A 25,482-nucleotide genomic window follows, 5' to 3' on the forward strand; every position below is an offset into this window, starting at 1 on the left:
AGGCTCCCGCACACTGGCTGCCGTACACCTGGCTCCCGTACACCCGACTGCCGTACACCCGACTGCCGTACACAGGCTGCCGCAGAGCCGCGTTGCAGAGCCGCGTTGCAGAGCGCTGGGCCAGGCCGGGCTACCGCAGAGTCTGGGGCGAAGCGACGTCGCCCAGCAGCGATCTGTGATGGGTTGTCGCATGCGCAACGGGGCAAATCCGGGGGCACGCCTCTTCGGCGGTGGGGACGGGGCCCTGCACAATCGTACTATTCGGCCTGACTGACACCGTTTATGTAATCGAATCAGTTTATAGAGGAACTTGCTAACTTCGCAGAGATGCAGGTTGAGAGAACGAAGGGCGCAACTAGCCTTCCCTTGTCCACCAACTACAGCCGTCCACGATTCACTCGTCTGCGGCATTCTCTCCGATTGAATTCGAGGATCCCCTGTGAAGAAGATTTCTTTCGCTCTTGCCGCCCTGGCAATGACGACGTTCGGCGGCAGCCAAGCATTCGCACAATGCTGTGGCGACGCTCCTGCCTCCTCCCAAGCCGCTCCCTGCTCGTCATGCGGCGGCACCGTCGTCGACGGCGCAACCGTTGCCGATGGCTCGGATGGTTCGGCTTGCGGCCCTACCTACACCACGCAAACACGCATGGTTCCGCAAACCGTGACAGAGACCCAAACGGTCACCGTCACGGAAATGCGTCAAGAGACTCGCGAACGCGAAGTCACTGTGATGAAGAGCGTGCCACGCGAAGAAACTCGCACTCGCACCATCACCAAGTCGGTTCCACGTCAAGTCACCAAGACTCAGACCTACACCGAAATGGTCCCTACGACCAAGACCGAAGAATACTCGGTTCAAGTTCCTGTGACGACGGAAGTCGCCCAAGAATACACCGTCAACGTTCCGACAATGGAATCGGTTGAAGTTCCTTACACCGTGCAAGTTCCTGTGACGACACAGGTCGAAGTTGCTTACTCGGTCTGCGTTCCTTACACCGAAACAGCAACGCGAACCTACATGGTCAGCGTTCCTTACACCGAAACGATCGAACAAAGCTACACGGTCAACGTTCCCTACACCGAGCAAGTCGAACAGACTTACACGGTCAACGTTCCTTACACCGAAACAGTCACCGGCACCAAGACAGAATGTCGCCGCGTTCCTGTGACAGCTTTCCGCAACGTGACCCGCGACATGGGCAGCTATCAATGCCAAAGCGTTGAAGTTCCTGTTTCATCCTTGGCCGGCAACCGAGCCTTCGGCAGCCGCCGCGGGTTGGTTCGCGGTCTGCTAGGCGGATTGTTCGCACATCACCACGGCTGTGGCTGTGGCAAGGGCTGTGCTGATCACAGCGGCTGCAACGCTGCACCAGCATGTGGCTGCGAAGCTGCACCTAGCTGTGGCTGCAATGCTGCACCAGCATGTGGCTGCGAAGCTGCCCCTGCTTGTGGCTGCGACGCAGCTCCTGCTTGTGGTTGCGATGGCGGTTGCGGATCGTCGGCTTCCAACGCCTGCACCAAGATCGTTCAACGTCAAGTTTGGGTTCCTAACTTGATCACCGAACAAGTCGAGTACACCACGTACAAGACCGAACGCGTTCAAGTTCCTCACACCTACAACGTGACCAAGTACCGCAGCGAAACACGAACTCGCACCGTGCCTGTCTGCAAGACTCGCAGCGAAACTCGCACCCGTCAGGTTGCAGTTCGCAAGTGCCGTCAAGAAGAGCGTACGCAAGAGTACCTGGTCAACAAGACTCGTACCGAACAACGCACTCGCACCGTCAACCGTGTCAGCTGCACGACCGAACAACGCACCCGCACTCAGCAGGTTTGCAAGATGGTCGCTGAAACTCGCACTCGCATGGTGCCACAAACGAACATGACCACCGAATCGCGTACTCGCGAAATCACCGTCATGGTTCCTCAAGAAAAGACCCGTGAATACACCGTCACCGAGTGTGATACGGTCACCGAAGAAGTTCCTTACACCGTCACCGTCATCGACCAAGTGCCGGAAACCAAGACCGAAACCTACACCGTTTGCGTGCCGGTTGAAGTTCAAAAGGAAGTTCAAGTTTCGAAGACCGTGATGGTCGCCGAAGAAGTTCAAGTTCCTGTCAGCAACGGCTGTGGCGCTGCTGCAGGCAACGGTTGTGGCGGATCAGCTGGCAACGGCTGCAATGGCGGATGCGGATCAGTCGCTAGCGACTGTGGCTGCGGCTGCTAAATCCTTCTGTCACCCCTTGGGTGGCGAAGCGATTCAATAATGCGAAAGGGCCGGCGTTCCAAGTGGAACACCGGCCCTTTTTTTGTTTGGACAGGCCGCCTACCGACCGCCGTCAAAACCTTAGCGACGTCGGACTCGCTTTTGCCAATAATCGACGCCCATTTCGTTCATCACGTCGCCGTCCAAGCAAACGCGAATGCTCTGTGCGCCATCGGCAACCGATTTCAGTTGCTTGGCAGCCGATTCACCACTGTCAGCTTCGATCGTGACAGTCTGAAGCAGCGCGCCACTGTCGCTGATCTGTTCAATCTCGTACGTCTTCAATCCCGCGTGTTCAGCCCATTCCATGATTCATCTCCTTCAAATCGAGTAAGTCGTGCACTATCCGTAGATGCGGGAGCGATCTCTTCGCTCGACCACATCATTTTTCTGCTGCCGTCGGCATCGTGTCTTGCCGCCCAGTCGAATGGTACTCTTGCCGACAACCACCACAGGTGGCAGGGCGTCCAAAACGCCGGGTCGCCTTCGAAAAAGCGTCGAAAGAGCACGTAAATCGTCCTTCAGACGAATTGCCACTTCGGCAACGCGACGGACCGACCAAAGTTTCTTTGGATACCTGGCCTCAAGCCATTCGCACCTACCATTAACAGCAAGCACCATTCGGATGCAATGGTCACTTGGCGTCTGGAACGTTCAATCGGCTCCCCCAACATGGTCAACACCAGCGCCGGACCTTCGGGCACCCAGTCCCATTTGGTACGGTGTGGCGTTGTCCAAACGCTTCAGCCGGGGCTCGCACCGCCCCCCTGAATGACGGTGATTCTTGGCTCCGAAAAAAAATCGAAACTTGACTCGCGGCGACCCTCCCCCCCACAGTCCATTCATTGATAGCTACCAGCGGAGCCCCAGTCCCCGTGGATCCCATCCATCGGCGATCGGCCACTGGACTGTGGAATTGGTTTCAGCGATCTGGCGTCTAATTTTTCCGGCGCTTCAAAATTTCCGATCCATCGAACGCGACGATCGCTACTGTGCATTCCGCTCGCTTGCCTGCGGACGGTCTGGACTGGCCGGCAATCGCGACACCTGTTCGATCCATGACCAAACTTGATCCCGAGCCGTGCTGGGGACCATCAGCCACCGATCGGTATGCCCGGCCACCGCGATCTCGTTGGGCAACGGGCCAAGAATTTTGCCAACGTCAATGTCCAAGAACCTGACCGTGCTGATCGCGGTGCGTGATTGCAGGTACTGGCGAATCGCATCGGTGCCACCATTTTGACAGACCAACAACGGCAAACTTCCGCGGCGGGCCAATCGCGCAGTCGCTTGTTCCCGATATTGGTCCAACGGAGATCCCCAATCGGTGCCCCGCCACTCGCGAAGCCCGTCGTAATGATCGTGAGTGATCAGCCCGCACCACAGGTCGGCGATCTGGTCGTCATGAAGCCCGATGAAGTTGACGCCGATCGCGCCTCTCGAGAAACCACACAGGAACACTCGATCGGGATCACCACCATACGTTTCACAAACCTCGGGAATGCAATCCTTGGCGTACTGGACTGTTGCTTGAACGTCGCCCCACCACCGAACCGCATTGGTTTGACCATCGCCGGAAACAAACGGCAGGGTCACCCAAATGAACCGACCGCCGCTGATCCCGAACCCAAGCCCTGCGTCCTCGACCAAACCAGTTGATCCCGTTGCTGGATATTCGTTGCCGGTGTATTCGACCACCACGGGAATCTTCTGCCCCGCATCAAACTGCTGGGCAACCAGCGTCGGCGGCAAATAAACCATGTGGTGCACATCGGTGCCCGCATACTTGTCCATCGTCACCGCAACACGCCTGCCAGGCGACGGGGGCCCGGACGATGTCTCAATCAACCGCAACACAACGTCGCGACTCGGTGACTCCCCCGCGGTCTGGGCATGTACCTTGCCGCCTCCACACCACATCACCATCAGCGTCACGACGCCGCATCGGAAACCTGATTCGTATCGACAGGGTCGCATGGCATGATCTTTCGTAGTGGCTTAGCACTGAATGGGGAATAAGCGTCCGTGCGATTTTGTGCGAAGCACCCGAAGGGCCGATATCCCGACAAAAGCGTCCGCAGACGGCTAAATCGCACGGTCCGAAGTCGCTTGAAATGGCAACTGACTTCGACGCAAAACGGTCGTCTGCGCACGCAGTGACAGCACGGCTTAGAACAGTTCTAGCAATAGCCGGGTCACGACTTCGTGACCTTCGCGATTGGGATGATTGGGTTGCGAAAGATAGTCGTTGACATCGTTTCCATCGATCACTAGCTGCTGGAATGCCGCATAGGAATCAACCACGGGCACGTCCCACTCGGTTCCAATTTGGCGGATCTGTTTCGCATGCAACGACAGCGGCGTGTGGTCGTCGGTGATCTCTTCGTGCGAATCCGGTGTAGGCGTCAGCAGCACAACTTGCACTCCGGCCGCTTGGCCAGCGCGAATCATCTGACGCCAAGCGTTCCCCGCGGCATCCAACCCCACGCGTCGATCGTTCAATCCATAGTCGATGAACACCAGATCGGGCCGCCGCGCTAAAACATCCTCGGCAAACCGCTTTGCACCTTGCACCGAATGCTCGCCGCCAATCGCCGTCACCCCCACGTCGATCAGCGCCAATGGGTACTGCTGGCAAAGTTGTTGATGGTACAGAGTCGGATACGCATCGAAGGTGTGAACGCGCCCATCGCGAAAATATCCCGCGGGCACTGAATGCCCGTGAAAGACAATATTCATCGTGCGATTCTTCGGCCACTTGGTTGTCAGTTCACTTTCGAACCGATCAAAGAACTGTTGGGATGAAGCAGGCAGCCGACGAACGACAGCTGACGAATCCCCCCCCGCCTGGTCAGCGTCCGCCGCCTGGATCTGGGCCACCATCACCACCGCCAGACAGGTCACCAACCCCCACTGACGAACTGCACACGCCACCATCATCGTTCCGACCTTCGCACGCGTTCAAAATCATTCGTTGTCATTTCCCATCGTACACCAGCCCGAATCGCAGCGGCACGATCGCTGGAATCAATGCAGCCGTCAAAATCGCGGGCCCCGTTTTCCAATGGCCGAACCTGACGGAAAATCGACGTCGCACCGATGTGGTTCATGCAAGACTTGCCAATAGTCGGACTGCTTGCGACGTCGGTCAACGACGAGCAGCCAGACGAGCACTTCTCCATTGATCTTGGAACTTCTCTGATGCAGCGATACCTCAATCCTCTTCTCCAAGCTCAATTGGGCGTCGAGCAATTGATTGACCCCGCCACGACGTCTGCCCCAGTCAGTGCTGATCGCCAATTCATCGATTCAACCAAACAGGTTTCCTTTCGCTTGCTGTTGGTCGAAGACGACCATATGGATGCCGAAATTTTGCAGCGAGCCTTGCGTGGCCAATATCGATATTCATTCGAAGTCGATCAGGCGGCCACCCTGGCCGACGCCATCACCAAGCTTCAATCCACCGATTACGATGTGTGTCTGGTCGACCTGAACCTTCCCGATGCAAGCGGATCCGAGTCGTTCGAACGGCTTCGAAGTTTCGATTCACGACTTCCGATCATCGTGCTGACCGGTTGCGAAGACGAAGATCTGGCCATCCGCGCCATTCAGTGCGGGGCCCAAGATTACATCGCCAAGGGAGTCTTCACGCCCCAATCATTGGTCCGCGTGATCCGATTCGCGATCGTTCGTCATGAAATGTTGCAAGGATTCAAAGAGGCGGCCGATAGCGATCCGCTGACAGGCATGCCCAATCGCCGGAATCTAAGCCAACGCTACGGCGACTTCATCCACACATCGGCAGAATCCGGTTTCGATCTATGGGTTGCCTTGATCGACATCGACCATTTCAAACACATCAATGATCAACATGGACATTGCGTCGGGGACCGGGTGCTGAAGAACGTCGCCACAACCTTGATGCGGTCATGCCCAGCGGATTTTTGGTGCGGCCGCTTCGGCGGCGAAGAGTTCGCTGTCCTGATGCTGTGCCAGTCTGAAAGCGAAGCGTTTCAACACGCCCAGCGGATGTTGGACGAACTCTCGTCACGAACGATACCGCTGGGGGATCAAGACCTACGCGTCACAGCTAGCGCTGGCATGGTCCGTGCATCGGGCACCAACCAAGATGACACAGCCGCTTTTGAATGCTGTGACAGGGCTCTGTACGCAGCCAAGGCAGCGGGCCGAAACCAAGTCAAAATCGCACAGTGGCCTCAACCGGCCTAGCGACCGTCTGCCAGCCAGGCACGGTTTCCGCGAGCATACCCCCCGCGGAACAAGACGGGCACAGAATCCCCGCGTGTCATATTGCAACCGCTACTTGGCTGCCGCTTTCAGCTCGGCAAACCGAGCACGCATTTCAGCCAATCGATCGGCTTGGGACGGATCATCGACGCGATCATTTTCTTCACGCGGGTCCGATGTCAGGTCGAACAATTGTTCGGTATCGAAATCGGGCCAATAGAAATATTTCCAATCGTTCCGAACCAATGCTTCGGATGCCGGGATGAAGTTCTTGTCACGAATGATTGCATGTTCGTAAAAGAATTCATCACGCCACTGCGGTGACGAATCGCCTAAATACAGCGGACTGATATCGCGGCCCTGCATCGTCTCGGGTGCATCCTGGTGCGTCGCCGCCAAAATCGTTGGCGCCAGGTCGACGTTCAAAGTCATCGCATCATCGGTCTCCCCACGCTTCGACGCGGGCATCCGCGGATCACGAACGATCAATGGCACGCGGATACTTTCCTGGTGTGGGTACCACTTGTCCGCCAATCCGTGCTCGGCGTGGTAATACCCATTGTCCGTCGTGAAGATGACCAGCGTATTGTCTAGCACGCCTTGGCTTTTCAGTTCGTCCACAACCTTTCCACACACCGAGTCGACTTCGGTTGCCAAACGAAAGTAGTTCTTCATCATCGTTTGGTACTTTTCCGGAGTATCAAACCGCCAATGCCATCGGTTACGGCCCTCGTTTTTCTCGTTCGCAATGAACGGGGGCAAGCGGTGAAAGGATTCATCGTTGGCGTTCGGTGCAACGGGAACCGTGACGTCTTCGTACAGCGACATGCTTTCCGGTTGAGGCAAAAATTGCAGTGGATTTCGGTCTTCGGCATGCGTCGCGAAAAAGGCGACGGTCAACACGAACGGCTTGTCATCCGGACGCGTCTTCAAAAACTCCATCGCGTCGACTTCGTTGCGTTTGGTCACGTGAATTTTGGTCCCATCGGGTTGATCGAACCAATGCGTACCAAAATACGATCGCCCGAAGTCGTACTTGTCCTGAGGAAACTTGCCGTTGTGCCATTTCCCAACGTGTCCCACGTAAAAATTGTGGTTTCGCAGGATGCCTGGATAGGTTTCGGACCACGGTGTGTCGAAGGCGCGAAAGCCTTCGTTGCCGTGCCGTGACATCCATTGTCCGGTGTACAACGAAGCGCGACTGACGCCGCAAATCGATGTCGTGACGTAGTTGTTAGTGAAACGGATGCCATCGGCAGCCAACTGGTCCAAGTGAGGCGTTTTGACCACCGGGTGACCGGCCACACCCAACGTGTCGTGTCGCCAATCGTCGGCATATAGAATCACGACATTCATCGGTGCGGCGCCGGAAGCATTTGCAGCGGCATCATCCTGAGTAGCGCTGTCCTGGGCAGCCATCGCCGGGGCGACCATCGCAATACCAACGATGACGAAAAACGCGAAAAGGATCGACTGGTAGCGTTGCATCAGAGACTCGGTGGGAATCAGGGACTCGGTGGACATCAGGTTAGGTCTGTTGACAAATCGCAGTGGATCAACCGGCTTCGTTTCAAAGCAGCATCGCCTTTGCAACCACGCGCTGGGACTTCTCGAGTCCTTCGCTGGCGACGGCCAACGCGTCGCGTTTCCAGTATTCGGGATTGAACAATTCTAGCGAAAACGTTCCCGTGAAGCCGCGATCAATCAGCCCGCGGATAATGACGGGCAATTCGCAAACGCCGTCGCCAGGAAAGACCCGGTCTTTGTCGCTGATTTTGTCGATTCCTGGCGTGCCGGGGTAATCATTGATGTGAAAGCAGTGCATCCGTGACGCTTCGATCATCTTCAAACCCTCGAAATCATTGCCGCCCTTGTAGACGTGATAGAAGTCGGGAAGCACACAAGCATCGGGGTGCGATGCCGCGGTTGCGACGTAAGCCAATTCGGCCAACTTGGAAATCGTCGGCGAGAATCCCCACAATTCCAGTTGTGGAATCACGCCCACCGATGCACCGACGTCCAACAGTGCACGATAGCGATTGCCGATGACATCCAACGGTGGCGAAACCGATTCGCCACTGTGCAGGCCTACCGGCGGGGCGGCGATATGGGTACCGCCGATCGATCGGACCAATTCCATCTCTCGCTTTGCTTCTTCCAAAGCCTGTGCCCGCGCTGCATCATCGTCGACAATCCAATTGGCGAAACCAATCGCACTGCAAACGAACATGCCGGCGTCCTCGATCTGCTTTTTGACGTCCGCTAGCTTGCCGCCTTCGGATTGAAACTTTTGCAGATCCCGAACCCAGGGCTCAACCGCGTTGTAGCCAGCCTTCGCCGCAACATCGATCTGATCGGGAACCGACAGCCCCTGTCCTCGCAACGTGCTCATGTTCAACCCGAACGTGACGGGCAACAACGACGATTCGTCGTCGGCAGCGGCGGCCTGCGTGAAAGGAATCGCGGTAGCGGCCGCGGCTGCGGTGGCGGCCAGAATCAAATCACGACGGTCTAGCATGGTGGCGCAGTGGTTGGGCAAAGAGGAAGAAATTCGTGCAGCACCTAGGATAGCACGAACGATTTAGAAAAAATGGGGGCTTGGCCACGCCATCATTTTGCTGCCGTGGCGAACCGAAACCGATCGTACTCGGCCTTGGCAAGGGTCTTCAGTGGCCCCGATAAAGCCTGGATCGCCATCTGGTAGCTTGCGTTCGCCGCCGCATAGTTGCCAGACCGGTACATGACGCGACCGTGGCGAACAAGCGACTTGCCCTCTTCGGTACGATCGGGGACACGCGGGGCTGTTTCGAACCCAGGCCCCAGCAGCTGACGATCGATCTGTTGATGGTCGGTGATCGTCGCGGTGACCACCGCGTTTCCTAGCGATGTGCTGCGGCCGGCCCCAGCACGAAGCCCGCTACGATTCCGGCTAGACGCGGTCCGCCCGACAGAACCCAGCGACGCTGTCCCACGGTCGGGAACCAAGACGCTGCCCGAATACGAAAATGTCCGCACCGAGGGCAGTTGAACGGTTTGCGCATCCACCGCACTGGCACACACGCCGGCAAACACCAGCGTGATCCGAAGTGCAAACGACAGGGGATGCGCTTGAACCAACATCGTTCCTACTTCACGGAAGCCTTTCGCTTGTCGGCAAATTCGCGGTCAAACTTTTCGACCTTGCTACGAACCACCGCTTGGCAATAACCCGCGTTTGGATTCAGCCGATAGTAGTCCTGGTGGTACTCTTCGGCCACGTAGAACTTGGTCGCCTCTTCCAACTTCGTCACGATCGGGCCTGGAAATTTGCCCGAGGCGTCTAGTTGGGCGATGTAAGATTCGGCGATCTGTTTTTGATCATCGTTGTGAAAGAAGATCGAACTGCGGTACTGCGGCCCCGCGTCGGCACCTTGCCGATTCAGTGTCGTCGGATCGTGAGTTTTGAAGAACACTTGCAACAGTTCTTCGAACTTGACTTTGGCCGGGTCATAGTGAATTTCGACAGCCTCGGCATGGCCGGTCATCTTGCTGCACACCATTTCGTAGGTTGGGTTCGGTTCCCGGCCGCCGATGTATCCCGAGACGACATCGTGGACGCCTTCCATCCGTTCAAAAACAGCTTCGGTGCACCAGAAGCATCCGCCCGCCAGCGTGGCAACGGCTTCATCAGGTTTAGGTTTCTCTGACACAGATTCGTCTCCGGGATAGGCAGTGGCAACACTGCAAAGCAACGCGATACCGCCAACGATTGCTGTCGCGGCTCGACGATTCATTTGTGGTTGGATTCCGGCAGCGTACCGGAGGAAATCGTTCATCTTCAGCATTACAAAACCAATGGTTCGGGGTTCCAGCCGGTCAATCGACCGGCCGATTCGGAATCCAGATTTGCGGCGTTGGGTTTGAATCCCATCACACGCAAAGTCCCAGCCAGGGGGGGGCGACTCGCCAGACCGCCACATCATTGTATGCTGGCGTCCGAAGAAGTGCTGGGGCAGGCGCCATTGTACTCGCGCCAGCACCTCGGCTTGCAAGCTCATCTGGGACAAGTCCACTGTTACGCCATGTCAACATTTTATGATCTTTTGCACACCGTTCCCGCCGAAGAGATCGATGCGCAGGGGCATGTGCACAATTTGCGGTATCTGCAGTGGACGTTATGGGCGGCGCGGGACCATACCAAGGCGATCGGTTTCGACTCGAAAACGGCGTTAGACGATGGTTTTGGGTGGGTCGTCCGCGACCACAACGTCACCTACAAAGCGGCTGCGATGGCGGGCGACCAGTTGGTGATCCGAACCTGGGTCAGCGAAATCGATCGCATTTCATCGCGTCGGAAGTACGTCATTGCCCGACCGGCCGACCGCCGCGTCCTGGCTCGCGTGGAAACACGTTGGGTTTTCGTCGATTTGCGTGTACACAAAGTGGTCCGAATCCCGGACGAAGCGACTCGCGGCATGACACTTTGCCCCACCTCGCCGGGCCTGCCCTGGGAATGATCGCTGTCCAGCGGCTTTTCGCGGCTTGATGGCTGCCGATTGCCAATGATGTCGCCCCATCGTGGCGGGCAACCATTTTCCTCGGCAGACGAGTATCACTTGATTTTGGAAAGGGATCGCATGTCGGAACCGACACCCCCCAGGGATCGTCAGCGACTTCTTCGACTGCTAATGCAGTTTGTCGGCGGCGTTTCGCTGCTGGCTTTTGGTGCCGCGGTGATGCCTGAACGTTGGATCATCGAAATCAGCCAGGAACTGGGGTTCGACCCGTTTCCTGATTCGCCGCTGACGTTCTATCTGGCGCGGCACCTGTCGCTGCTGTACGGTTTTGTTGGCGTCTTCTTTTTGATCCTGGCCAATGATCTGGACCGATACCTCCCGTTGGTCCGCCTGTTGGCGATTGCCACGACCATTTTTGGCGTCGGCCAGGCATGTGTGGACGCATTGGCGGGCGTGCCGGCATGGTGGACGTGGGGCGAATCATTGTCGACCGTTTTTGGCGGCCTGTTGCTGGGTTGGTTCGTACGGCGAAGTCGATAGGATGAAGGGTTGTTTCGTCCGCGCCCTCTCGATGAACCTGAACGCCAATGAACTCGCCTTCCGAATCTGATCGCCCGGCTGCTGCTGGTCGCCCCGCTGCTGCTGATCGCCCGGCTGCTGCTGGTCGCCCCGCTGCACCTGGTCGACCTCCCGCCTACGGTCGCCCCGCAGCACCTTTGCCAGAACCATCGGTGATCCCTGAAAGCGGGTGGCACGTCGGCCACTTCATGTATCGGTTTCGGCGAGAGATGTTGGACGGACCGCTGTCGGCCGATCTGCAGGCGCAGTTCCACGACGCGGTGCACCCGCCGGAAGACCGTCAACCCGAACGCTTGGCGGCCTACTGGACCTCCGGCCATCGTGCCGACTTTGCTCTGATGATGCTGGATCCGGATCCGGCCAAAGTGGATGCCGTTCATCAATCGCTGATGGCACCGGGAATCGGCCGATACATCGAAGCAACTTGGTCGTTCGTTTCGATGAGCGAAGTCAGCGAATACGTGCCGACGATCGAAGAGTTCAAACGACGTTTGGTGGCCGGTGGCGAAGACTTTAATTCGCCCGCCGTGGCCGCGAAAGTGGCTGCCTATGAACGCCGGTTGCCGATGATGAACCAACAACGCCTGCAGCCCGATTTCCCCGACTGGCCCACCGCCTGTTTCTATCCCATGAACAAGAGCCGTGTGGTGGGTGCCAACTGGTTCACCGAACCATTCAGCCGCCGCAATGCGATGATGGCCGAACACGCCCAAAGCGGGATGGCGTTTGCGGGCAAAGTCAGCCAGTTGATCTCGGTTGGCGTTGGCTTCGATGACTGGGAATGGATGGTCACCCTGTGGGGTCGCAATCCACAGTACCTCAAGGAAATCGTCTACAAGATGCGTTTCGACATTGCCAGTGCGAAGTACGCCGAGTTTGGTCCGTTCTATGTCGGATACAAAGCGACGGCCAATGAAATCTTGAAGCACTGCAAACTGGCTTAACCACAGCCTGTTTCCCCACGCCAAGCCCTCGTGCTAGTCGAAGCGATGAATCGAAACCAAGGATATCGCTATCGACACGTGGTCAGTGGCGATGTGGTCGAACAATCGGCGGCGTCGTTCATGGCGTCGACGTTCGACCATTCATCGAAGCAACAATGGCAGCTACGGCTGGACCAGGGCGAAGTCACTCGCAACGACGTCGCGATCGGCCCCGACGATCCCGTGTCGCCCGGCGATGTCATCGTTTGGGAACGACCGGGCTGGATCGAAGACGACGTGCCGATGTCGTATTCGATTCTGTACCAGGACGAAGACCTGTTGGCGGTCGATAAACCCAGTGGCTTGCCGACTCTGCCAGGCGGTGGTTTTTATCGTCACACGCTGCTCAGCCTGGTTCGCGGCGACTTTCCGGCGGCGATTCCGCTGCACCGGCTGGGACGCTGCACGTCTGGCATTCTGCTGTTTGCACGCAACCGACCAACGGCCGCGACCGTGTCCAAAGACTGGCCCAACGTCCAGAAACAGTACCGCGCCGTCGCCCAGCATCTTGCCGCACAGGACAGCTACGACATCCAAACCCCCATTGGCCCCTGCGATCACCCCCGATTGGGATCCGTGCACGCCGCCACTGTCGACGGCAAACCGTCGCGAAGCGTTGCCAGGGTGGTCCAGCGACGATCGCAGTCGACCATTTTCGACGTCGACCTACACACCGGCCGGCCGCATCAGATCCGCATCCACTTGGCGTCGATCGGGCATCCCTTGGTGGGCGACCCCCTGTACGACGTCGGCGGAAAGCCCAAACAAGAAAACCCCGGTTTGCCGGGCGATGGCGGATACCAGTTGCGAGCCACGCGATTGATTTTCAACCATCCCACAACCGGTCGCCCAGTCGTCATCAAAGCGTAGGTTCGGACTGCGTCAAACGCTTTTTCGCTTCTTCGTACTTGGCCTTGGTTCGCTGGATAATTTCAGGCGGCAGCGCGGGCGGGTCTGATTTTTTATCCCATCCGCAAGTCGACAACCATTCGCGGACAAACTGTTTGTCAAACGATGGCTGTGCTTGACCGGGCTGGTAATCATCGGCGGCCCAAAACCGACTGCTGTCCGGGGTCAGCACTTCGTCGATCAAAACGACCTCGTCCCCCACCTTTCCAAACTCGAATTTCGTGTCCGCGATCAAGATGCCTCGGCTTTCCGCGTACTGGCAAGCCTTGCGATAGATATCCAAGCTTCTCTTTCGAAGCCCCAGTGCCAAGTCACTGCCCAAATCGGCGATCATCCGTCCGATCGAAACATTTTCGTCGTGGTCGCCTTCCTCGGCTTTGGTCGCCGGCGTAAAGATCGCTTCGGGCAATCGATCACACTGTTTCAGCCCCGGGGGCAGACGGTTGCCACAGATTTCGCCGGTTTGCTGGTACTCGATCAGCCCACTTCCTTCCAAGTAGCCGCGAACGACGCATTCGAACGGGATCACAGAGGCTTTCTCGGTCACCATCACTCGTCCGACCAATGGCTCCGTGTCAAACTGAGCCGACAAGGCCTCGGGCACCTCGGTCGACAACAGGTGGTGTCGCACGTCCAGATGATCAAACCAGAACGCACTGGTCTGCGTCAAAATGCGGCCTTTGTCGGGGATACCGGACGGCAGGATAAAATCAAAGGCACTGATTCGATCGGTGCTGACGATCAATAGGTTGTCGCCCAAGTCGTAGACGTCACGCACTTTGCCACTGCGACGGGGAAAGGGCAAATCGGTCCGCAGCAGGGCTCCGTTGTCGTCATGTTGGTACAGCATCGTGGTCACGCTTTCGGGCGATGGCGTCATGAAAAAAATCGATCCAGTGGTCGACCGTAATGTGGCAAACCGGAACGACTGCGACAAGCGTCGGACGGTCACAGGCGGCGTGAAAGTTAGCCGATCGGATCCCGCATGGCGGCTGCGCGGATCATGTTTGGCGGTTGCACAGATCCAGTTTGCAAGTCGCACTGGGCCCGATTGTCAGGGCAGTCTGGTCGCCATCGCCCGGGCCAGCGATTATGTTAGCCATTCGGGCCGGCGGTTTTCCATTCGCCGTCAAACGAGTCCGTTTTTCCTCCAGACTCTTTTCCTTCATTCCTTCGGCAAGCCGGCATGGGGCAGTTCCATTATGACGTCCCCGACGCGGCGAGCGATTTCATCGGTCAATCGCTGTGGCAAGACGCGTACATATGCGGCATCGAAGGAGTGCCATTTCAGTCGCAGAACAGGTTCGATGGCAACCGGCTAACGATCACGCGGCACGGCATCGATTCCTCTGGGAAACTGTACCTGGCGTGTTTGATCCCGGGTCTTGGCTATCGCACGCTAAGCACCTGTAGTTTGCGGCCGATGCCCGACGAAGGGTACCTGCTGCCGCTGGAACTGGCACGCAGCAGTTGTTATCGGGCTCGCGTCCAATCCGATGGATGGCAACGGGCTGGTTTGAACCTCAGTCGCGAATTTATTGACGGGTTGGCCGAGGGCACCGAAGCGTTCCTCGAATCGGCTGGTCGCCGCGCCGACCCCTCTAGCAGTGCTGCGTCGGCGATCCGGGCCATCCAGATACTTGAACGGTCGATGGCCGACTTGGGTGAATCGTATGCGGTCCAGTCGATCGCGTTCCGCAAACAACGTGAACCTCATATCGGGACTCTGTTGGCTGGCACCGTGATCCCGCCGTCTCCCACACCCGGGGAGGACGCGAATCGGTTCAGTGAAGCTTTCAATGCTGCTGCGGTCCGATTGAACTGGGCGGACATTGAAACCGACTCGGGGCGGTTCGATTTCGAGGCGGCCGACAACACCATCCAACTGCTGAACAACAAAGGCATGCGAATCATCGGCGGTCCGCTGATCGATTTCCGCGAACGCTTGCTGCCCCATTGGTTGTATCTGTTGGAAGAGAACTTCGAATCGTTCTTGCAAGCGGTCACGCATTACGTCGAAACCACGGTGACTCATTTTCGCGGCCAGGTCCAACTTTGGAATTGTGCTTGCGGGTTGAACACGCAAGGGCCGTTGGAACTAGACGATGAACAGGCGATGCGGTTGGCGCTGGAAATCCTGAGCACGGTGCGGCGCACCGATCCGAACACGCCTGCCATCATGTCGTTCGATCAACCGTTTGGCGAATACTTGGGCAAACACCGAGACGCGATCTCGCCGCTTCACTTTGCGGACGCATTGGTGCGAACCGGACTGCAGATGGCGGGCATCGGACTTGAATTCCGAGTCAACTACAAAAACGCCAGCACGCTTCCGCGGTCGGCGGTCGACTTTGGATTGATGATCGACCGATGGGCAACCCTGGGGATGCCGATGTTGGTCCAAATCAGTGTGCCGGGCGGGATCGGCGGTGACCCCAGCGCGCAGGCACCATCCGAAGTGCTGACCTACGATGCCCAGACCGCCGATGCGGCGGCAGAGCAGCTTCGAATTGCGGGGCCAATGATCCGAACTCTACTGGCCAAACACATCGTTCATGGGATCGTTTGGGACGGCTGGAACGATTCCGATCCGCATGTGATGAGTCACTCGGGGGTGATCGATCAACAAGGGCATCCACGGCCGCTGTTTGAATACTTCAAGCGGCTAAGAAAAGAGTTCTTGGCGTAGCCTGGCTAGCGTTACCATCGGTCGGGAACATCGGGTTGTTGCCATGCACTCATCCCGCCGTCGACCAGCATCGTTTGTCCGTGAACGTGTTGGGCTGCATCGGAAAGCAGGAACACAGCCGCACCGCCGCAAACTTCTGGACCGGGCACATTCCCGTTGGGCGTATGCAACTCCATCCAAGATTCCATCGCCGAACTGTGGTTCACGACGTCGGTCAGCGGTGTGCGCACCAACCCGGGCGCCATGGAATTGACACGAATCCCATGCGGCGCCAACGAAACGCACAGGGATCGGACGAGTGCCGCGACGGCACCTTTGCTGGCGTCATAGGCCGTATGGTCGGGTTCTGCCAAGAAACCATTGATCGAACCGGTAAACAGCACTCGACCAGAAACGTTGCCCGATACCCAGCGACGAGCGAAGGCCTGAGTCAAAAAATATCCGGCAGCGACATTCAGATTCATGGTCATCTGATACGTCGCAAAATCCATCTCCAAGAAGGGGACATCCATAAACGTTCCGACATTGTTGACCAACAGATCGATGTCCGGCATCACGGCATCGGCGTCACGGATCAACGTATCCAGCCAAGTCGACGGTTCGCCCGACAGATCTGCGGTCACCAGTTCGGCCTGAACACCGTGCGTACGGCACGCCTGCAGCGTCTGGTCAGCGGAATCATCGCGGCGCAGCCCGACCAACAACACATCGGCCCCGGCCGCAGCAACCGCCTGCGCGATCGCGGCACCGACGCCTTGTGTACCGCCAGTCACCAACGCCCGACGCCCACTCAAATCGAACGGATTCTTAGAAGTCATATCTCGATTGGTCCCATCGTTTCGTTAACCTTCGATTCAAATTCCCAGGATCTCGCAACGCCCCCTCAAAAAACAAGGGGCCAAACGACAAGGGGCCATCCACCTTTAGATGCCCGGGACGATACCGCAATGATCCCCCGTGCAATCACCGCAAACAAGGAGACATGGGGCCCAAGCGACATGAGACATGGGGCTGAGACATGCAGGGACTCCATGGCTGCTGTTTCGATACAGTGATGCGCACTCCGGTCAGCTAGACGCTCGCCCGCAACGGGTTCTCTGGAGCACACAGCCAATTTTGCCGCCGACGTACAGCTTCCTGAGCCAACGCGTCGGGCGTTCCCGCGGCGCGTTTGAAGATACATGCGAACCACTTGACCACATCGCACCAGCCCTGATTGTCCAACCCAATTCGAGTCAGAATGGGGGCCAAGTGATCAGGGATACTTCCAACCTTGTCCGAACGAATTTGTCGGCCTGTCCAATCCAACAACTCCAGGTAGCTCGCCATCGAAATAGCCAAGAACCCCTTCGTGCTAGCACGCCGCCCCGACGATTCAACACAGACACCGATCGGATCGTCCTTCTCGTTGATCTCAACCGGACTCATCCAGCCGCTACGCCTCCGTTTGCGCCTCCGTTTGCGACTCCGCTCCCAATCATGTATACAGGGACGAAGTCGATCCTGCCGATCACGCAAATCATCCATGCGATCTTTTGCTCCGGTGTACTCACTTGTTTCCGGCGACAGGGAAACAATCGCAGCCACCTGCAAGCGACCTCTTCGTCACTCCAGGATGCCACCACATCAGGACGGCTACGCAAAACGAGGTGCAGATGATTCGGCATCACGGTGTTCATCATCGATACGTCCGCATCCCGTCGAAAACAAGCCAAACGGCCAGAGAGCTGAACCGCTTGAATTGCTGTCATATCGTTGAGCGTGGCAGCAGTGGATGAAACACCGATTGCGCTCAAACTTGCGACGCAGAAGGTGGGTGGCACCTAGTGCTTGGATCAGAAGGCCGGTGTTATTCGAGGTTGGGGCGTGGGGTGTTTTCGAATTGCTTTTGGTCGGCTGCTGCTTGCTGGGCGTCGAGGGGGCCGTCGTGGAGGACGACGCGGTAGTGCAGCTGCATTTCAGAGCCCTTCTTTAAGATGACTCCGGGCGTTTTTTCACCGCCGACGAAGTGGTACTTCCCGAATGGATTGGCAGCGAACAGCCCGTACGTGCGAACGTGCCATCGGCAGGGGAACCCAAAACTGCCCGGATGATCGTGAATCGTCACGCCCGCGGTTTCAGTTTGCCCCGATGGCAGTGCGACTGGACCGGAGTAATCGACCCATGCGGACGTCTTGCCCCATGCGTCGGAGTTGATTTTGCCCTCGGCACTGGTCACAAGCCCGCCCAACTTGGCATCCACCTTCATCGTTCCTGCCAACCGCATTCCGAACGATCCTTCTTTGGTGTCGCCGAAATTCACATCTCCGTCGGTCGCTTTGAGCAGCACGTCACAGTCAATGAAACGACGTCCTTGATCCGAGAAGAATGCAAATCGACGGACATCGGACAGAACTCGATCACCGTCCGGCGATATCCAATCGTTATGTGTCACGATCACGGCTGTTCCGTCGTCTAGCACCGAAGCATGCCCAGAACGCTGAACAATGTCACCCTGATTTTTTTCATCCGCCCAAAAATCGAATCCGTTGACCTCGCCGTGAGTCATCCACATCGAGCGATGATGCTGGTGGTCCTCTCTCTCGTTCTTGCCGGTCGATTCGATTGGAAACCGCCGCGTCATGGCTTGTCCGCTAGGGCCAACCACCGGATAGATAACCGGCTTTCCGTTACTTTCCACCAAGTATCCGGCAACCAACTCGTCGCCGTCGAAAATCTTCCATCCGGCGGGTTCAGTCGTCTCTTCGACGCGCAGCGTTTGGCTAGTCGCCACAGGGGCTGCCGCAGGCGACGCCGCGGGGCCGTCCGCGTTCACAACGATTGCACCGACAAACAACGTCGCAATCCCAGCAACAACGGGACGCAGGAAACCGATCAAGGTGTTCAAACCATGCGAACCAGTGTGGCACAGCGTTCGGACAGAAGCATTCACAGCGGATACTCTTGGGGGAAGGGGGCAGGGAGGTGGGCTCAGTGGGGATCCATGCGGGGCCGCCACAGCAGTATCGATCGTAACAGCTGCGACAATCTTAGCGGTAACCACGAATCGAATTGGAAGCCCGCAAGGTTGCCAGTATCTGAGATGTGCTTTGTAGCATCCACTAGGGCTTGTCGACTATCATAGACAGAGCGCAACGGTGTGCCTCATCCCTTTCCACACCGTCGACGCTCTTTTCTTATCGAGGTTGCCCGAGATGTGTCGTTACCCGAGTGCTCACTCGCGATCCTTTCCGTCCATCGCGTTTCCCACGCTTCGGCTGTGCGGAACCGCAGTACTGGTTCTGCTGCTTGCCAACCTGGCCTGCCCCCCCGGATGGACGCAGAGCAAAAACCAGGGCAAAAAAGGCAAAGCTCAGCAGCCTAAAATCAATCTGCCCGAAAGCGTTCGCAAGGACGTCCCGGTGAAAATGGATGTTGCGCCGGTCAACGCAAGCTCGCGAGGCTCCATTGCCTCCGCCGCCGATCGCCTCGATTCGCTGGTCGAGGACAAACTGCGAAGCAAGGGCATCGCGCCCAATCCGATCGCGGACGACGAGGTGTTCTTGCGACGTGTCTATTTGGATGTTGCCGGCCGAATTCCGAACTTGGAAGAAGCCACCGCGTTTTTGGAATCCGAAGACGCGTCCCGACGCGAAGACTTGATCGACCACCTGCTTAGCAGCCCCGATTACGTCAGCAACATGTACAACTTTTGGGCGGAAGTCTTGCGTTTGGTGGATCGACCGCAGCCCAACATCGTTGCGGACCCGTACCTGGGATACGTGAAAGATTCGATCCGCGAGAACAAGAACTACAACGCGTGGGTCTACGAAATGCTGACCGCCGATGGGAAACTCTGGGAGAATCCCGCCACCGGTTTTCAATTGCGTGACGATGGCATGCCGCTTCCCTACGTCGACAACACGGTTCGAGTGTTCCTAGGCACGCAGGTTGGTTGCGCCCAGTGCCACGACCACCCCTTTGACCAGTGGACCCAGTATCAGTTCTATCAACTTGCAGCTTTCACCGCGGGCACACGAACTCGCATGATCAAAGGCGACCCGGGGTTCGAAAAAACCAACCCTGCATCGGCGATGATCAACGACGCGAAGACCAAGTTCGACAAAGGTCGCGTGCCCGGGGCGTTCCAAAGATTGGCACGCGCGAACAACTACACCGTTCGTGAAACGAAAGCAAAACTGCGTCTGCCACACGACTACGCCTACGAAGACGCCAAGCCGAAACAAGTGATTGAACCGGAGGTGCTATGGGGAAAGATCCCGACTTCGGCCGTCAACAGCAGCCCTCGTGAACAGTTCGCCGCCTGGGTCACCAGCGCCGACAATCCGCAATTTTCGAAAACCATCACCAATCGGCTATGGAAACGTTTCCTGGGAGTCGGGCTGGTCGAACCCATCGACGATTTTCGTGACGAGCACCCGTGCAGCAACGAACCTTTGCTGGAATACCTGAGCCAAGAGATCAAGCGATCGGACTTTGATCTGAAAGAGTTCATCCGCATGGTGCTGTACAGCAAGACGTATCAACGCCAAGCGTCGGACTACGACGTCACCAGCGGCGAGGAGTACGATTTCCCCGGCCCGACAGTGCGACGAATGACGGCGGAACAAGTCTGGGATTCCATCTTGACCCTTGCCGTCGTAAACCCGTGGCCGATCCAACGACCGACGGCCGCCGACATGGCCCCGATCATGGACGTTGACTTTTCCAAAGCCGATTTCGCATCGTTCAAAAGGCAGAGCGAAAAGTTTGGAGAGACTTATTTCCGGTCCGCCTACAACAAGATGCTGCGAGAACATTCCTACAAAGGCAACGTCCTTGCACGTGCCAGCGAACTTCCGTCGCCCGTTCCTGCGGACCATTTCCTACGGCAATTCGGGCAAGGCGACCGCGAGACCATCAATGGCTCCGACACGGACGCGACCGTGCCACAGATCTTAGCGATGTTCAACGGCCCCATCACTCACGTCATGCTGGAAGCCGGTTCGTCCATCGTCGATGACGTTTTGGCGATCCCATCCACTCGCGATCGCATTGATGCAATCTTCATCAGCGTGCTGTCACGACAGCCCAACGCAACCGACCGACGCGCCGCTGCGATGGAAATCAGTCGCTCGCGTGGCGATGGAGTCGGATACGGCAACATCATTTGGGCGCTTCTAAACACACGCGAATTTTTGTTCATCCAGTAACACCGATCCTCGCTCGGCACTCCACGACCTTCCCAGCCAATCGCCCTGTCGATCGCTCTCCTCCACTTCTTAGCATCAAACCATGTCACGACCTGAATTCAGCACCGAAGCGCGTCGCGATTTCATGAAAGCGGTGGCCAAACAGACGCTGGGCGTTTCGTTCGCCGGTGCAGTCGGATCGGGTGCTCTGTTCGGGCAAGCCGAAGCGGCCTCTGCCAAATCCGGCAAAGCCAAGCACGTCATCTATCTGTTCATGAACGGAGCGATGAGCCACCTGGATTCCTTTGACCCCAAAGTCGGTGTGGAAGAGGCGGGCGAGACCAAGCCGATCCAAACGCGAGTCCCCGGGATGATGTTCGGTGACCAGTTCCCCAAACTGTCCTACTTGGCCGGTGCGATTGCGGTCCTCCGTTCCCTGACCACCGAAACGGGTGCTCATGAACAGGGTTGTTACTTGATGCGAACGGCCTACAAAAAGATCAACAGCATCCAGCACCCCGGCATGGGCGCCTGGATGGTGGCCGAACAGGGACGAATGAACCAAGCCCTGCCCGGCAATTACATCATCGGCGGCAGCGACCGACATCCCGGTGCCGGTTTCTTAGAGGCTGAACATTCTCCGGTTCCGATCCCCAACCCATCTGCGGGACTCCAAAATACGCAACTGCCCAGCTACTTGCCGCCCGAAATGTTTGGACGGCGGTTGGCTTTGGCCACTCGCTTTGACGAAGCGTTCCAAAAGAGTCGGTCCAACCAAGATGTCGATGCCTACAACAAGCTGTATGTCGAAGCCAGGCGATTGATGGGCAGCGAGCACTTGAAGGTGTTCGACATCAAAGAAGAACCCGAGAAAGTCAAAGAGGCGTACGGCAAGAATGCCACCGGACAAGCCTGTCTGCTGGCACGTCGATTGGTCCAAAGCGGAGCCAGGTTCGTCGAAATCAACTCGGGCGGGTGGGACATGCACCAGAACCTTTACGATTCCTTTCGCACCAAAGCGTCTCAGCTGGACAACGCATTGGGATCCCTGTTGCGAGACCTCCACTCCAAAGGTCTGCTAGACGAAACGCTGGTCGTGCTGACCACCGAATTCGGCCGCACGCCCAAAATGAATGCCAACGCCGGCCGCGACCACCATCCCGGTGCATTCAGCAGCCTCTTGATCGGAGCCGGAATCAAGGGCGGCCAGGTTTACGGCGCGTCCGACAAACAGGGTTTTTCGGTCGTCAAAGATCAGGTTTCGGTGTCTGAATTCAACAAAACAATCGCGGCCGCGGCGGGCATGCCGTTGACCGAAGAACGCTTTGCCCCCAATGGACGCCCGTTCAAAATCGGCGGTGACGGAGACCCGATCGCTGATTTATTGGCTTAGCGGCCAGCTTTGCTGGCGATCGCCCCAACGGTCGCTCGGAGCTGATAAAATGCAAAGCTGAAATTTTTGCATTTGCATCCACTCGACGCTGGTTCGTTCCCATTGAATCAACGCAGGGCAGGCTCGATTCGAATTTGCCCGGCGTCAACCACTCTGCTTGAAAGACCTATTTGTGACGCCCCCCTACGCTGTCTGTCGGCTAACGTTCCTGGCTGCCGCTACCCTGGCGCCGGTTGTTTTGGCTGACTCCCCCCAACCGATGAAACCCTATACCGAGGCGATCGAACATACCGAAGTCGAGCTGGAAATGGTCCCCATCCCTGGCGGAACGTTTCGGATGGGATCACCGGCCGACGAAGAAGAACGTAAGGACGACGAAGGCCCGCAAGCAGATGTCACCATTTCGCCATTCTGGATGGGCAAGTTCGAAGTGACCTGGGATCAGTATGACGTTTGGAGCGAGCAGTTGGATCAAATGCGGCGGCAGATGCTGTCCATCAAACCCACCGACCGAGATGCCTTGGTCGACGGAGTTTCTAAGCCGACCGAACCGTACACCGACATGAGTTTTGGGATGGGGAAAGGCGAGTACCCGGCGATCTGCATGACCCAACATGCCGCTCGCACGTTCTGTGAATGGCTATCGGCCAAGACCGGACATTACTACCGCCTGCCCACCGAAGCCGAATGGGAATACGCCGCACGCGCCGGCACCACGACGGCCTATTCGTTTGGCGAAGATCCTTCCGACCTGGATGACTATGCCTGGTACTTCGACAACAGCGATGACGCTTACCACGAAGTCGGCCAGAAGAAACCGAACCCGTGGGGCCTTCACGATATGCACGGGAACGTTGCCGAGTGGGTGCTGGATCAATACGACCCGGCCTTTTACGCCGATCACGCCAAATCCACCGATCCGCTGAATGTCCCCAAGACGCTGTATCCGCGAGTCGTTCGCGGCGGCGGATGGGACGATGATCCCGATATGCTGCGAAGCGCCGCTCGCGAAGGATCCAGCGGCGAATGGAAAGACCAAGACCCTCAATTGCCCCGCAGCATTTGGTACCACACCGACGCGTTGGGCGTCGGATTTCGGGTCGTCCGCCCCATGACCGAACCCACCGCCGAACAACGTTCCACCAAATGGGACAAATGCGAACCGAAACAGGTCGACGAGTGATCCCGACCTAGCCGATTCGGTTGACTGACAAAACGTTTCCCCCCCCTGAAACCTCCATCCGTTCCCTCCCCATCTTCCTACCTACAGACGAGCTGATTTGCATGACCACTCCGAATACTCGACGCGATTTCCTGAAGACGTCCGGGAAAGTTGCTGCCGCCACGACTCTAATTTCAACCGCTGCGCCCAAGAACGTTCACGCGGCCGAAGACAACACGATCCGCATTGCCCTGGTGGGATGCGGTGGACGTGGGACGGGCGCCGCACTGAACGCCCTGTCGGTCGACAACGGCCCGATCCAACTGGTCGCGATCGCGGACGTTTTCGAAAAGAATCTCAACAGCACTCACGCCGCCCTTTCCGGGCACAACAAAGTCGGATCCAAAGTGGACTGTCCGGCCGAACGTCAGTTCATCGGATTTGACGCTTACCGAAAAGCGATGGATGTGTTGAAGCCTGGCGACGTCGTTATCCTGGCGACCCCACCTGGATTCCGCTGGGTCCACTACAGCTATGCGATCGAGCGTGGGCTGAACGTGTTCATGGAAAAACCGGTCACGATTGACGCTCCCACTTCGAAGCGGATGCTGGACATCAACAAGCAGGCGGTCGACAAGAATTTGAAGGTTGGCGTCGGCCTGATGTGCCGACACTGCCGAGGCCGCCAAGAGCTATTTGATCGTATCCAAAGCGGCGAAATTGGCGACCTGACGATGCTTCGCGCTTACCGAATGGCCGGCCCCACCGCCTCGGCCGCAGTGATGCCTAACGACGGATCGATGTCACCGCTGTTCCATCAGATCAAAAACTTCCACGGCTTCCTGTGGCTCAGCGGCGGAGCGGTCAGCGACTTCTTGATTCACAACATCGACGAATCCTGCTGGATGAAAAACGCTTGGCCCGAAAAGGCAATCGCAATCGGCGGACGCCATTACCGGGGCGACCACATCGACCAAAACTTTGACACCTATGCGATCGAGTACACGTTTGCCGACGGTGCCAAACTATTCGTCGACGGACGCACGATCCCAGGCTGCAAAAACGAGTTCGCCAGTTTCGCACATGGAACGAAAGGATCCGCGGTCATTTCGGCTGCTTCCCACACCCCGGCCAAGAGCAAACTGTTCACCGACCAAGCGATGAGCAAGGACAAGATGACCTGGGCGTTCCCGCAGCCCGAACCGAACCCGTACGACCTTGAATGGGTCGACCTGATCGACGCGATCCGCCAAGACCGACCTTACAACGAGGTTGAACGCGGCGTGATGGCCAGTGCCGTCACATCGATGGGACGCATGGCCGCCCACACCGGACAGGAGATCACGTTGGCGAACTTCATGGAACACAAACATGAATTCGCACCGGAGATCGACAAGCTGACCATGGACAGCGATTCACCGCTGATGCCGAACGCCGAGGGCAAGCACAGCGTCCCGATGCCCGGCTTGGTCAAGAAACGCGAATACCTGTAGTCGGCCCGGCCGACTGGGCAGGTCGACGGTCGTTTAGCCGTGTGGGCAATGTCCCACGTGATCGGTAGAACGAGGTGGGATGGGTTGAAC

General features: G+C 57.4%; 22 protein-coding genes. 11 read left to right on the top strand and 11 right to left on the bottom strand.

The genetic code is table 11. The features are described 5' to 3' along the window. Positions 1 to 439 precede the first annotated feature (439 nt). Complete coding sequence (locus K227x_RS19415; protein ID WP_145172105.1) at positions 440 to 2,230, top strand: hypothetical protein; 1,791 nt, start codon at positions 440 to 442, stop codon at positions 2,228 to 2,230. A 120-nt stretch (positions 2,231 to 2,350) separates the two neighbouring features. Here K227x_RS19415 and K227x_RS19420 read toward each other — a convergent pair whose 3' ends face one another. The 3 genes from K227x_RS19420 to K227x_RS19430 form a co-directional block, all read right to left on the bottom strand. Further along, the gene (locus K227x_RS19420) at positions 2,351 to 2,578 is read right to left on the bottom strand and encodes a hypothetical protein (RefSeq protein ID WP_145172107.1); all 228 of its coding nucleotides are present in this window, start codon (positions 2,576 to 2,578) and stop codon (positions 2,351 to 2,353) included. 678 nt (positions 2,579 to 3,256) lie between these two features. Further along, positions 3,257 to 4,246 (bottom strand): hypothetical protein, encoded by a 990-nt coding sequence (locus K227x_RS19425; RefSeq protein ID WP_145172109.1) that lies wholly within the window; start codon positions 4,244 to 4,246, stop codon positions 3,257 to 3,259. 192 nt (positions 4,247 to 4,438) lie between these two features. Next, on the bottom strand, positions 4,439 to 5,209 hold the full coding sequence (locus tag K227x_RS19430; RefSeq protein WP_246145935.1) for an SGNH/GDSL hydrolase family protein: 771 nt from the start codon (positions 5,207 to 5,209) through the stop codon (positions 4,439 to 4,441). Between the two features lie 168 nt (positions 5,210 to 5,377). Here K227x_RS19430 and K227x_RS19435 point away from each other — a divergent pair, with 168 nt between their 5' ends. Next, positions 5,378 to 6,499, top strand: a complete 1,122-nt coding sequence (locus K227x_RS19435) for a GGDEF domain-containing response regulator (protein ID WP_218933383.1) — start codon at positions 5,378 to 5,380, stop codon at positions 6,497 to 6,499. A gap of 90 nt (positions 6,500 to 6,589) precedes the next feature. Here K227x_RS19435 and K227x_RS19440 read toward each other — a convergent pair whose 3' ends face one another. From K227x_RS19440 to msrA, 4 genes are all read right to left on the bottom strand, one after another. After that, entirely contained in the window at positions 6,590 to 7,936 is a 1,347-nt protein-coding gene (locus K227x_RS19440) for a sulfatase family protein (RefSeq protein ID WP_145178135.1), read from the bottom strand. A gap of 151 nt (positions 7,937 to 8,087) precedes the next feature. Then, positions 8,088 to 9,035 carry a sugar phosphate isomerase/epimerase family protein gene (locus K227x_RS19445; protein ID WP_315854317.1) on the bottom strand — a complete coding sequence of 316 codons (948 nt, stop codon included), beginning with the start codon at positions 9,033 to 9,035 and terminating at the stop codon, positions 8,088 to 8,090. A gap of 92 nt (positions 9,036 to 9,127) precedes the next feature. After that, positions 9,128 to 9,637 carry a hypothetical protein gene (locus tag K227x_RS19450; protein ID WP_145172113.1) on the bottom strand — a complete coding sequence of 170 codons (510 nt, stop codon included), beginning with the start codon at positions 9,635 to 9,637 and terminating at the stop codon, positions 9,128 to 9,130. Positions 9,638 to 9,642: 5 nt separating this feature from the next. After that, positions 9,643 to 10,332, bottom strand: a complete 690-nt coding sequence (gene msrA / locus K227x_RS19455) for a peptide-methionine (S)-S-oxide reductase MsrA (protein WP_246145936.1) — start codon at positions 10,330 to 10,332, stop codon at positions 9,643 to 9,645. A gap of 246 nt (positions 10,333 to 10,578) precedes the next feature. Here msrA and K227x_RS19460 point away from each other — a divergent pair, with 246 nt between their 5' ends. The 4 genes from K227x_RS19460 to K227x_RS19475 all read left to right on the top strand — a co-directional run bounded on the left by K227x_RS19460 (position 10,579) and on the right by K227x_RS19475 (position 13,445). After that, entirely contained in the window at positions 10,579 to 11,013 is a 435-nt protein-coding gene (locus tag K227x_RS19460) for an acyl-CoA thioesterase (RefSeq protein ID WP_145172116.1), read from the top strand. Positions 11,014 to 11,133: 120 nt separating this feature from the next. Then, positions 11,134 to 11,553, top strand: coding sequence for a hypothetical protein (locus tag K227x_RS19465; RefSeq protein ID WP_246145938.1), 420 nt, complete (start codon positions 11,134 to 11,136; stop codon positions 11,551 to 11,553). Between the two features lie 176 nt (positions 11,554 to 11,729). Then, positions 11,730 to 12,536, top strand: coding sequence for a hydrogen peroxide-dependent heme synthase (gene hemQ, locus K227x_RS19470; RefSeq protein ID WP_145178140.1), 807 nt, complete (start codon positions 11,730 to 11,732; stop codon positions 12,534 to 12,536). 45 nt (positions 12,537 to 12,581) lie between these two features. Beyond that, a complete protein-coding gene (locus K227x_RS19475) occupies positions 12,582 to 13,445 on the top strand; it encodes a pseudouridine synthase (RefSeq protein WP_145172118.1) in 864 nt (287 codons plus the stop codon). Here the strand turns inward: K227x_RS19475 and K227x_RS19480 are convergent. After that, the gene (locus tag K227x_RS19480; RefSeq protein WP_246145940.1) at positions 13,435 to 14,364 is read right to left on the bottom strand and encodes a phosphoribosylaminoimidazolesuccinocarboxamide synthase; all 930 of its coding nucleotides are present in this window, start codon (positions 14,362 to 14,364) and stop codon (positions 13,435 to 13,437) included. The genes K227x_RS19475 and K227x_RS19480 overlap by 11 nt on opposite strands. A gap of 306 nt (positions 14,365 to 14,670) precedes the next feature. On the opposite strand from K227x_RS19480, the gene K227x_RS19485 reads away from it, so the two are divergent. Then, positions 14,671 to 16,173 (top strand): endo-1,4-beta-xylanase, encoded by a 1,503-nt coding sequence (locus K227x_RS19485; RefSeq protein ID WP_145172120.1) that lies wholly within the window; start codon positions 14,671 to 14,673, stop codon positions 16,171 to 16,173. An 11-nt stretch (positions 16,174 to 16,184) separates the two neighbouring features. Here the strand turns inward: K227x_RS19485 and K227x_RS19490 are convergent, their stop codons facing one another. From K227x_RS19490 to K227x_RS19500, 3 genes are all read right to left on the bottom strand, one after another. Beyond that, positions 16,185 to 16,991 (bottom strand): SDR family NAD(P)-dependent oxidoreductase, encoded by an 807-nt coding sequence (locus tag K227x_RS19490; RefSeq protein WP_145172122.1) that lies wholly within the window; start codon positions 16,989 to 16,991, stop codon positions 16,185 to 16,187. 253 nt (positions 16,992 to 17,244) lie between these two features. Next, positions 17,245 to 17,601 carry a hypothetical protein gene (locus tag K227x_RS30710; protein WP_218933385.1) on the bottom strand — a complete coding sequence of 119 codons (357 nt, stop codon included), beginning with the start codon at positions 17,599 to 17,601 and terminating at the stop codon, positions 17,245 to 17,247. Positions 17,602 to 18,022: 421 nt separating this feature from the next. Then, on the bottom strand, positions 18,023 to 19,105 hold the full coding sequence (locus K227x_RS19500) for a DUF6807 domain-containing protein (RefSeq protein ID WP_218933386.1): 1,083 nt from the start codon (positions 19,103 to 19,105) through the stop codon (positions 18,023 to 18,025). A gap of 262 nt (positions 19,106 to 19,367) precedes the next feature. Here K227x_RS19500 and K227x_RS19505 point away from each other — a divergent pair, with 262 nt between their 5' ends. From K227x_RS19505 to K227x_RS19520, 4 genes are all read left to right on the top strand, one after another. Beyond that, positions 19,368 to 21,365, top strand: coding sequence for a DUF1549 and DUF1553 domain-containing protein (locus K227x_RS19505; RefSeq protein WP_145172127.1), 1,998 nt, complete (start codon positions 19,368 to 19,370; stop codon positions 21,363 to 21,365). 82 nt (positions 21,366 to 21,447) lie between these two features. Beyond that, the gene (locus K227x_RS19510; RefSeq protein ID WP_145172129.1) at positions 21,448 to 22,737 is read left to right on the top strand and encodes a DUF1501 domain-containing protein; all 1,290 of its coding nucleotides are present in this window, start codon (positions 21,448 to 21,450) and stop codon (positions 22,735 to 22,737) included. A 157-nt stretch (positions 22,738 to 22,894) separates the two neighbouring features. After that, complete coding sequence (locus K227x_RS19515; protein ID WP_246145942.1) at positions 22,895 to 23,920, top strand: formylglycine-generating enzyme family protein; 1,026 nt, start codon at positions 22,895 to 22,897, stop codon at positions 23,918 to 23,920. Positions 23,921 to 24,021: 101 nt separating this feature from the next. After that, a complete protein-coding gene (locus K227x_RS19520; RefSeq protein WP_145172131.1) occupies positions 24,022 to 25,392 on the top strand; it encodes a Gfo/Idh/MocA family oxidoreductase in 1,371 nt (456 codons plus the stop codon). Positions 25,393 to 25,482 lie beyond the last annotated feature (90 nt).

It is taken from the genome of Rubripirellula lacrimiformis, assembly GCF_007741535.1.
Taxonomy (GTDB): Bacteria; Planctomycetota; Planctomycetia; order Pirellulales; family Pirellulaceae; genus Rubripirellula; species Rubripirellula lacrimiformis.

What these genes read in the sequence shown, in the direction of transcription:
- K227x_RS19485 (WP_145172120.1), top strand. Translation starts at nt 14,671, where the DNA reads ATGGGGCAGTTCCATTATGACGTCCCCGACGCGGCGAGCGATTTCATC.
- msrA (WP_246145936.1), bottom strand. Translation starts at nt 10,332, where the DNA reads ATGAACGATTTCCTCCGGTACGCTGCCGGAATCCAACCACAAATGAAT.
- K227x_RS19520 (WP_145172131.1), top strand. Translation starts at nt 24,022, where the DNA reads ATGACCACTCCGAATACTCGACGCGATTTCCTGAAGACGTCCGGGAAA.
- K227x_RS19475 (WP_145172118.1), top strand. Translation starts at nt 12,582, where the DNA reads ATGAATCGAAACCAAGGATATCGCTATCGACACGTGGTCAGTGGCGAT.
- K227x_RS19480 (WP_246145940.1), bottom strand. Translation starts at nt 14,364, where the DNA reads ATGACGCCATCGCCCGAAAGCGTGACCACGATGCTGTACCAACATGAC.
- K227x_RS19510 (WP_145172129.1), top strand. Translation starts at nt 21,448, where the DNA reads ATGTCACGACCTGAATTCAGCACCGAAGCGCGTCGCGATTTCATGAAA.
- K227x_RS19460 (WP_145172116.1), top strand. Translation starts at nt 10,579, where the DNA reads ATGTCAACATTTTATGATCTTTTGCACACCGTTCCCGCCGAAGAGATC.
- K227x_RS19505 (WP_145172127.1), top strand. Translation starts at nt 19,368, where the DNA reads ATGTGTCGTTACCCGAGTGCTCACTCGCGATCCTTTCCGTCCATCGCG.
- K227x_RS19465 (WP_246145938.1), top strand. Translation starts at nt 11,134, where the DNA reads ATGTCGGAACCGACACCCCCCAGGGATCGTCAGCGACTTCTTCGACTG.
- K227x_RS19430 (WP_246145935.1), bottom strand. Translation starts at nt 5,209, where the DNA reads ATGATGGTGGCGTGTGCAGTTCGTCAGTGGGGGTTGGTGACCTGTCTG.
- K227x_RS19490 (WP_145172122.1), bottom strand. Translation starts at nt 16,991, where the DNA reads ATGACTTCTAAGAATCCGTTCGATTTGAGTGGGCGTCGGGCGTTGGTG.
- K227x_RS19425 (WP_145172109.1), bottom strand. Translation starts at nt 4,246, where the DNA reads ATGCGACCCTGTCGATACGAATCAGGTTTCCGATGCGGCGTCGTGACG.
- K227x_RS19440 (WP_145178135.1), bottom strand. Translation starts at nt 7,936, where the DNA reads ATGGCTGCCCAGGACAGCGCTACTCAGGATGATGCCGCTGCAAATGCT.
- K227x_RS30710 (WP_218933385.1), bottom strand. Translation starts at nt 17,601, where the DNA reads ATGAGTCCGGTTGAGATCAACGAGAAGGACGATCCGATCGGTGTCTGT.
- K227x_RS19420 (WP_145172107.1), bottom strand. Translation starts at nt 2,578, where the DNA reads ATGGAATGGGCTGAACACGCGGGATTGAAGACGTACGAGATTGAACAG.
- K227x_RS19450 (WP_145172113.1), bottom strand. Translation starts at nt 9,637, where the DNA reads ATGTTGGTTCAAGCGCATCCCCTGTCGTTTGCACTTCGGATCACGCTG.
- K227x_RS19435 (WP_218933383.1), top strand. Translation starts at nt 5,378, where the DNA reads ATGCAAGACTTGCCAATAGTCGGACTGCTTGCGACGTCGGTCAACGAC.
- K227x_RS19445 (WP_315854317.1), bottom strand. Translation starts at nt 9,035, where the DNA reads ATGCTAGACCGTCGTGATTTGATTCTGGCCGCCACCGCAGCCGCGGCC.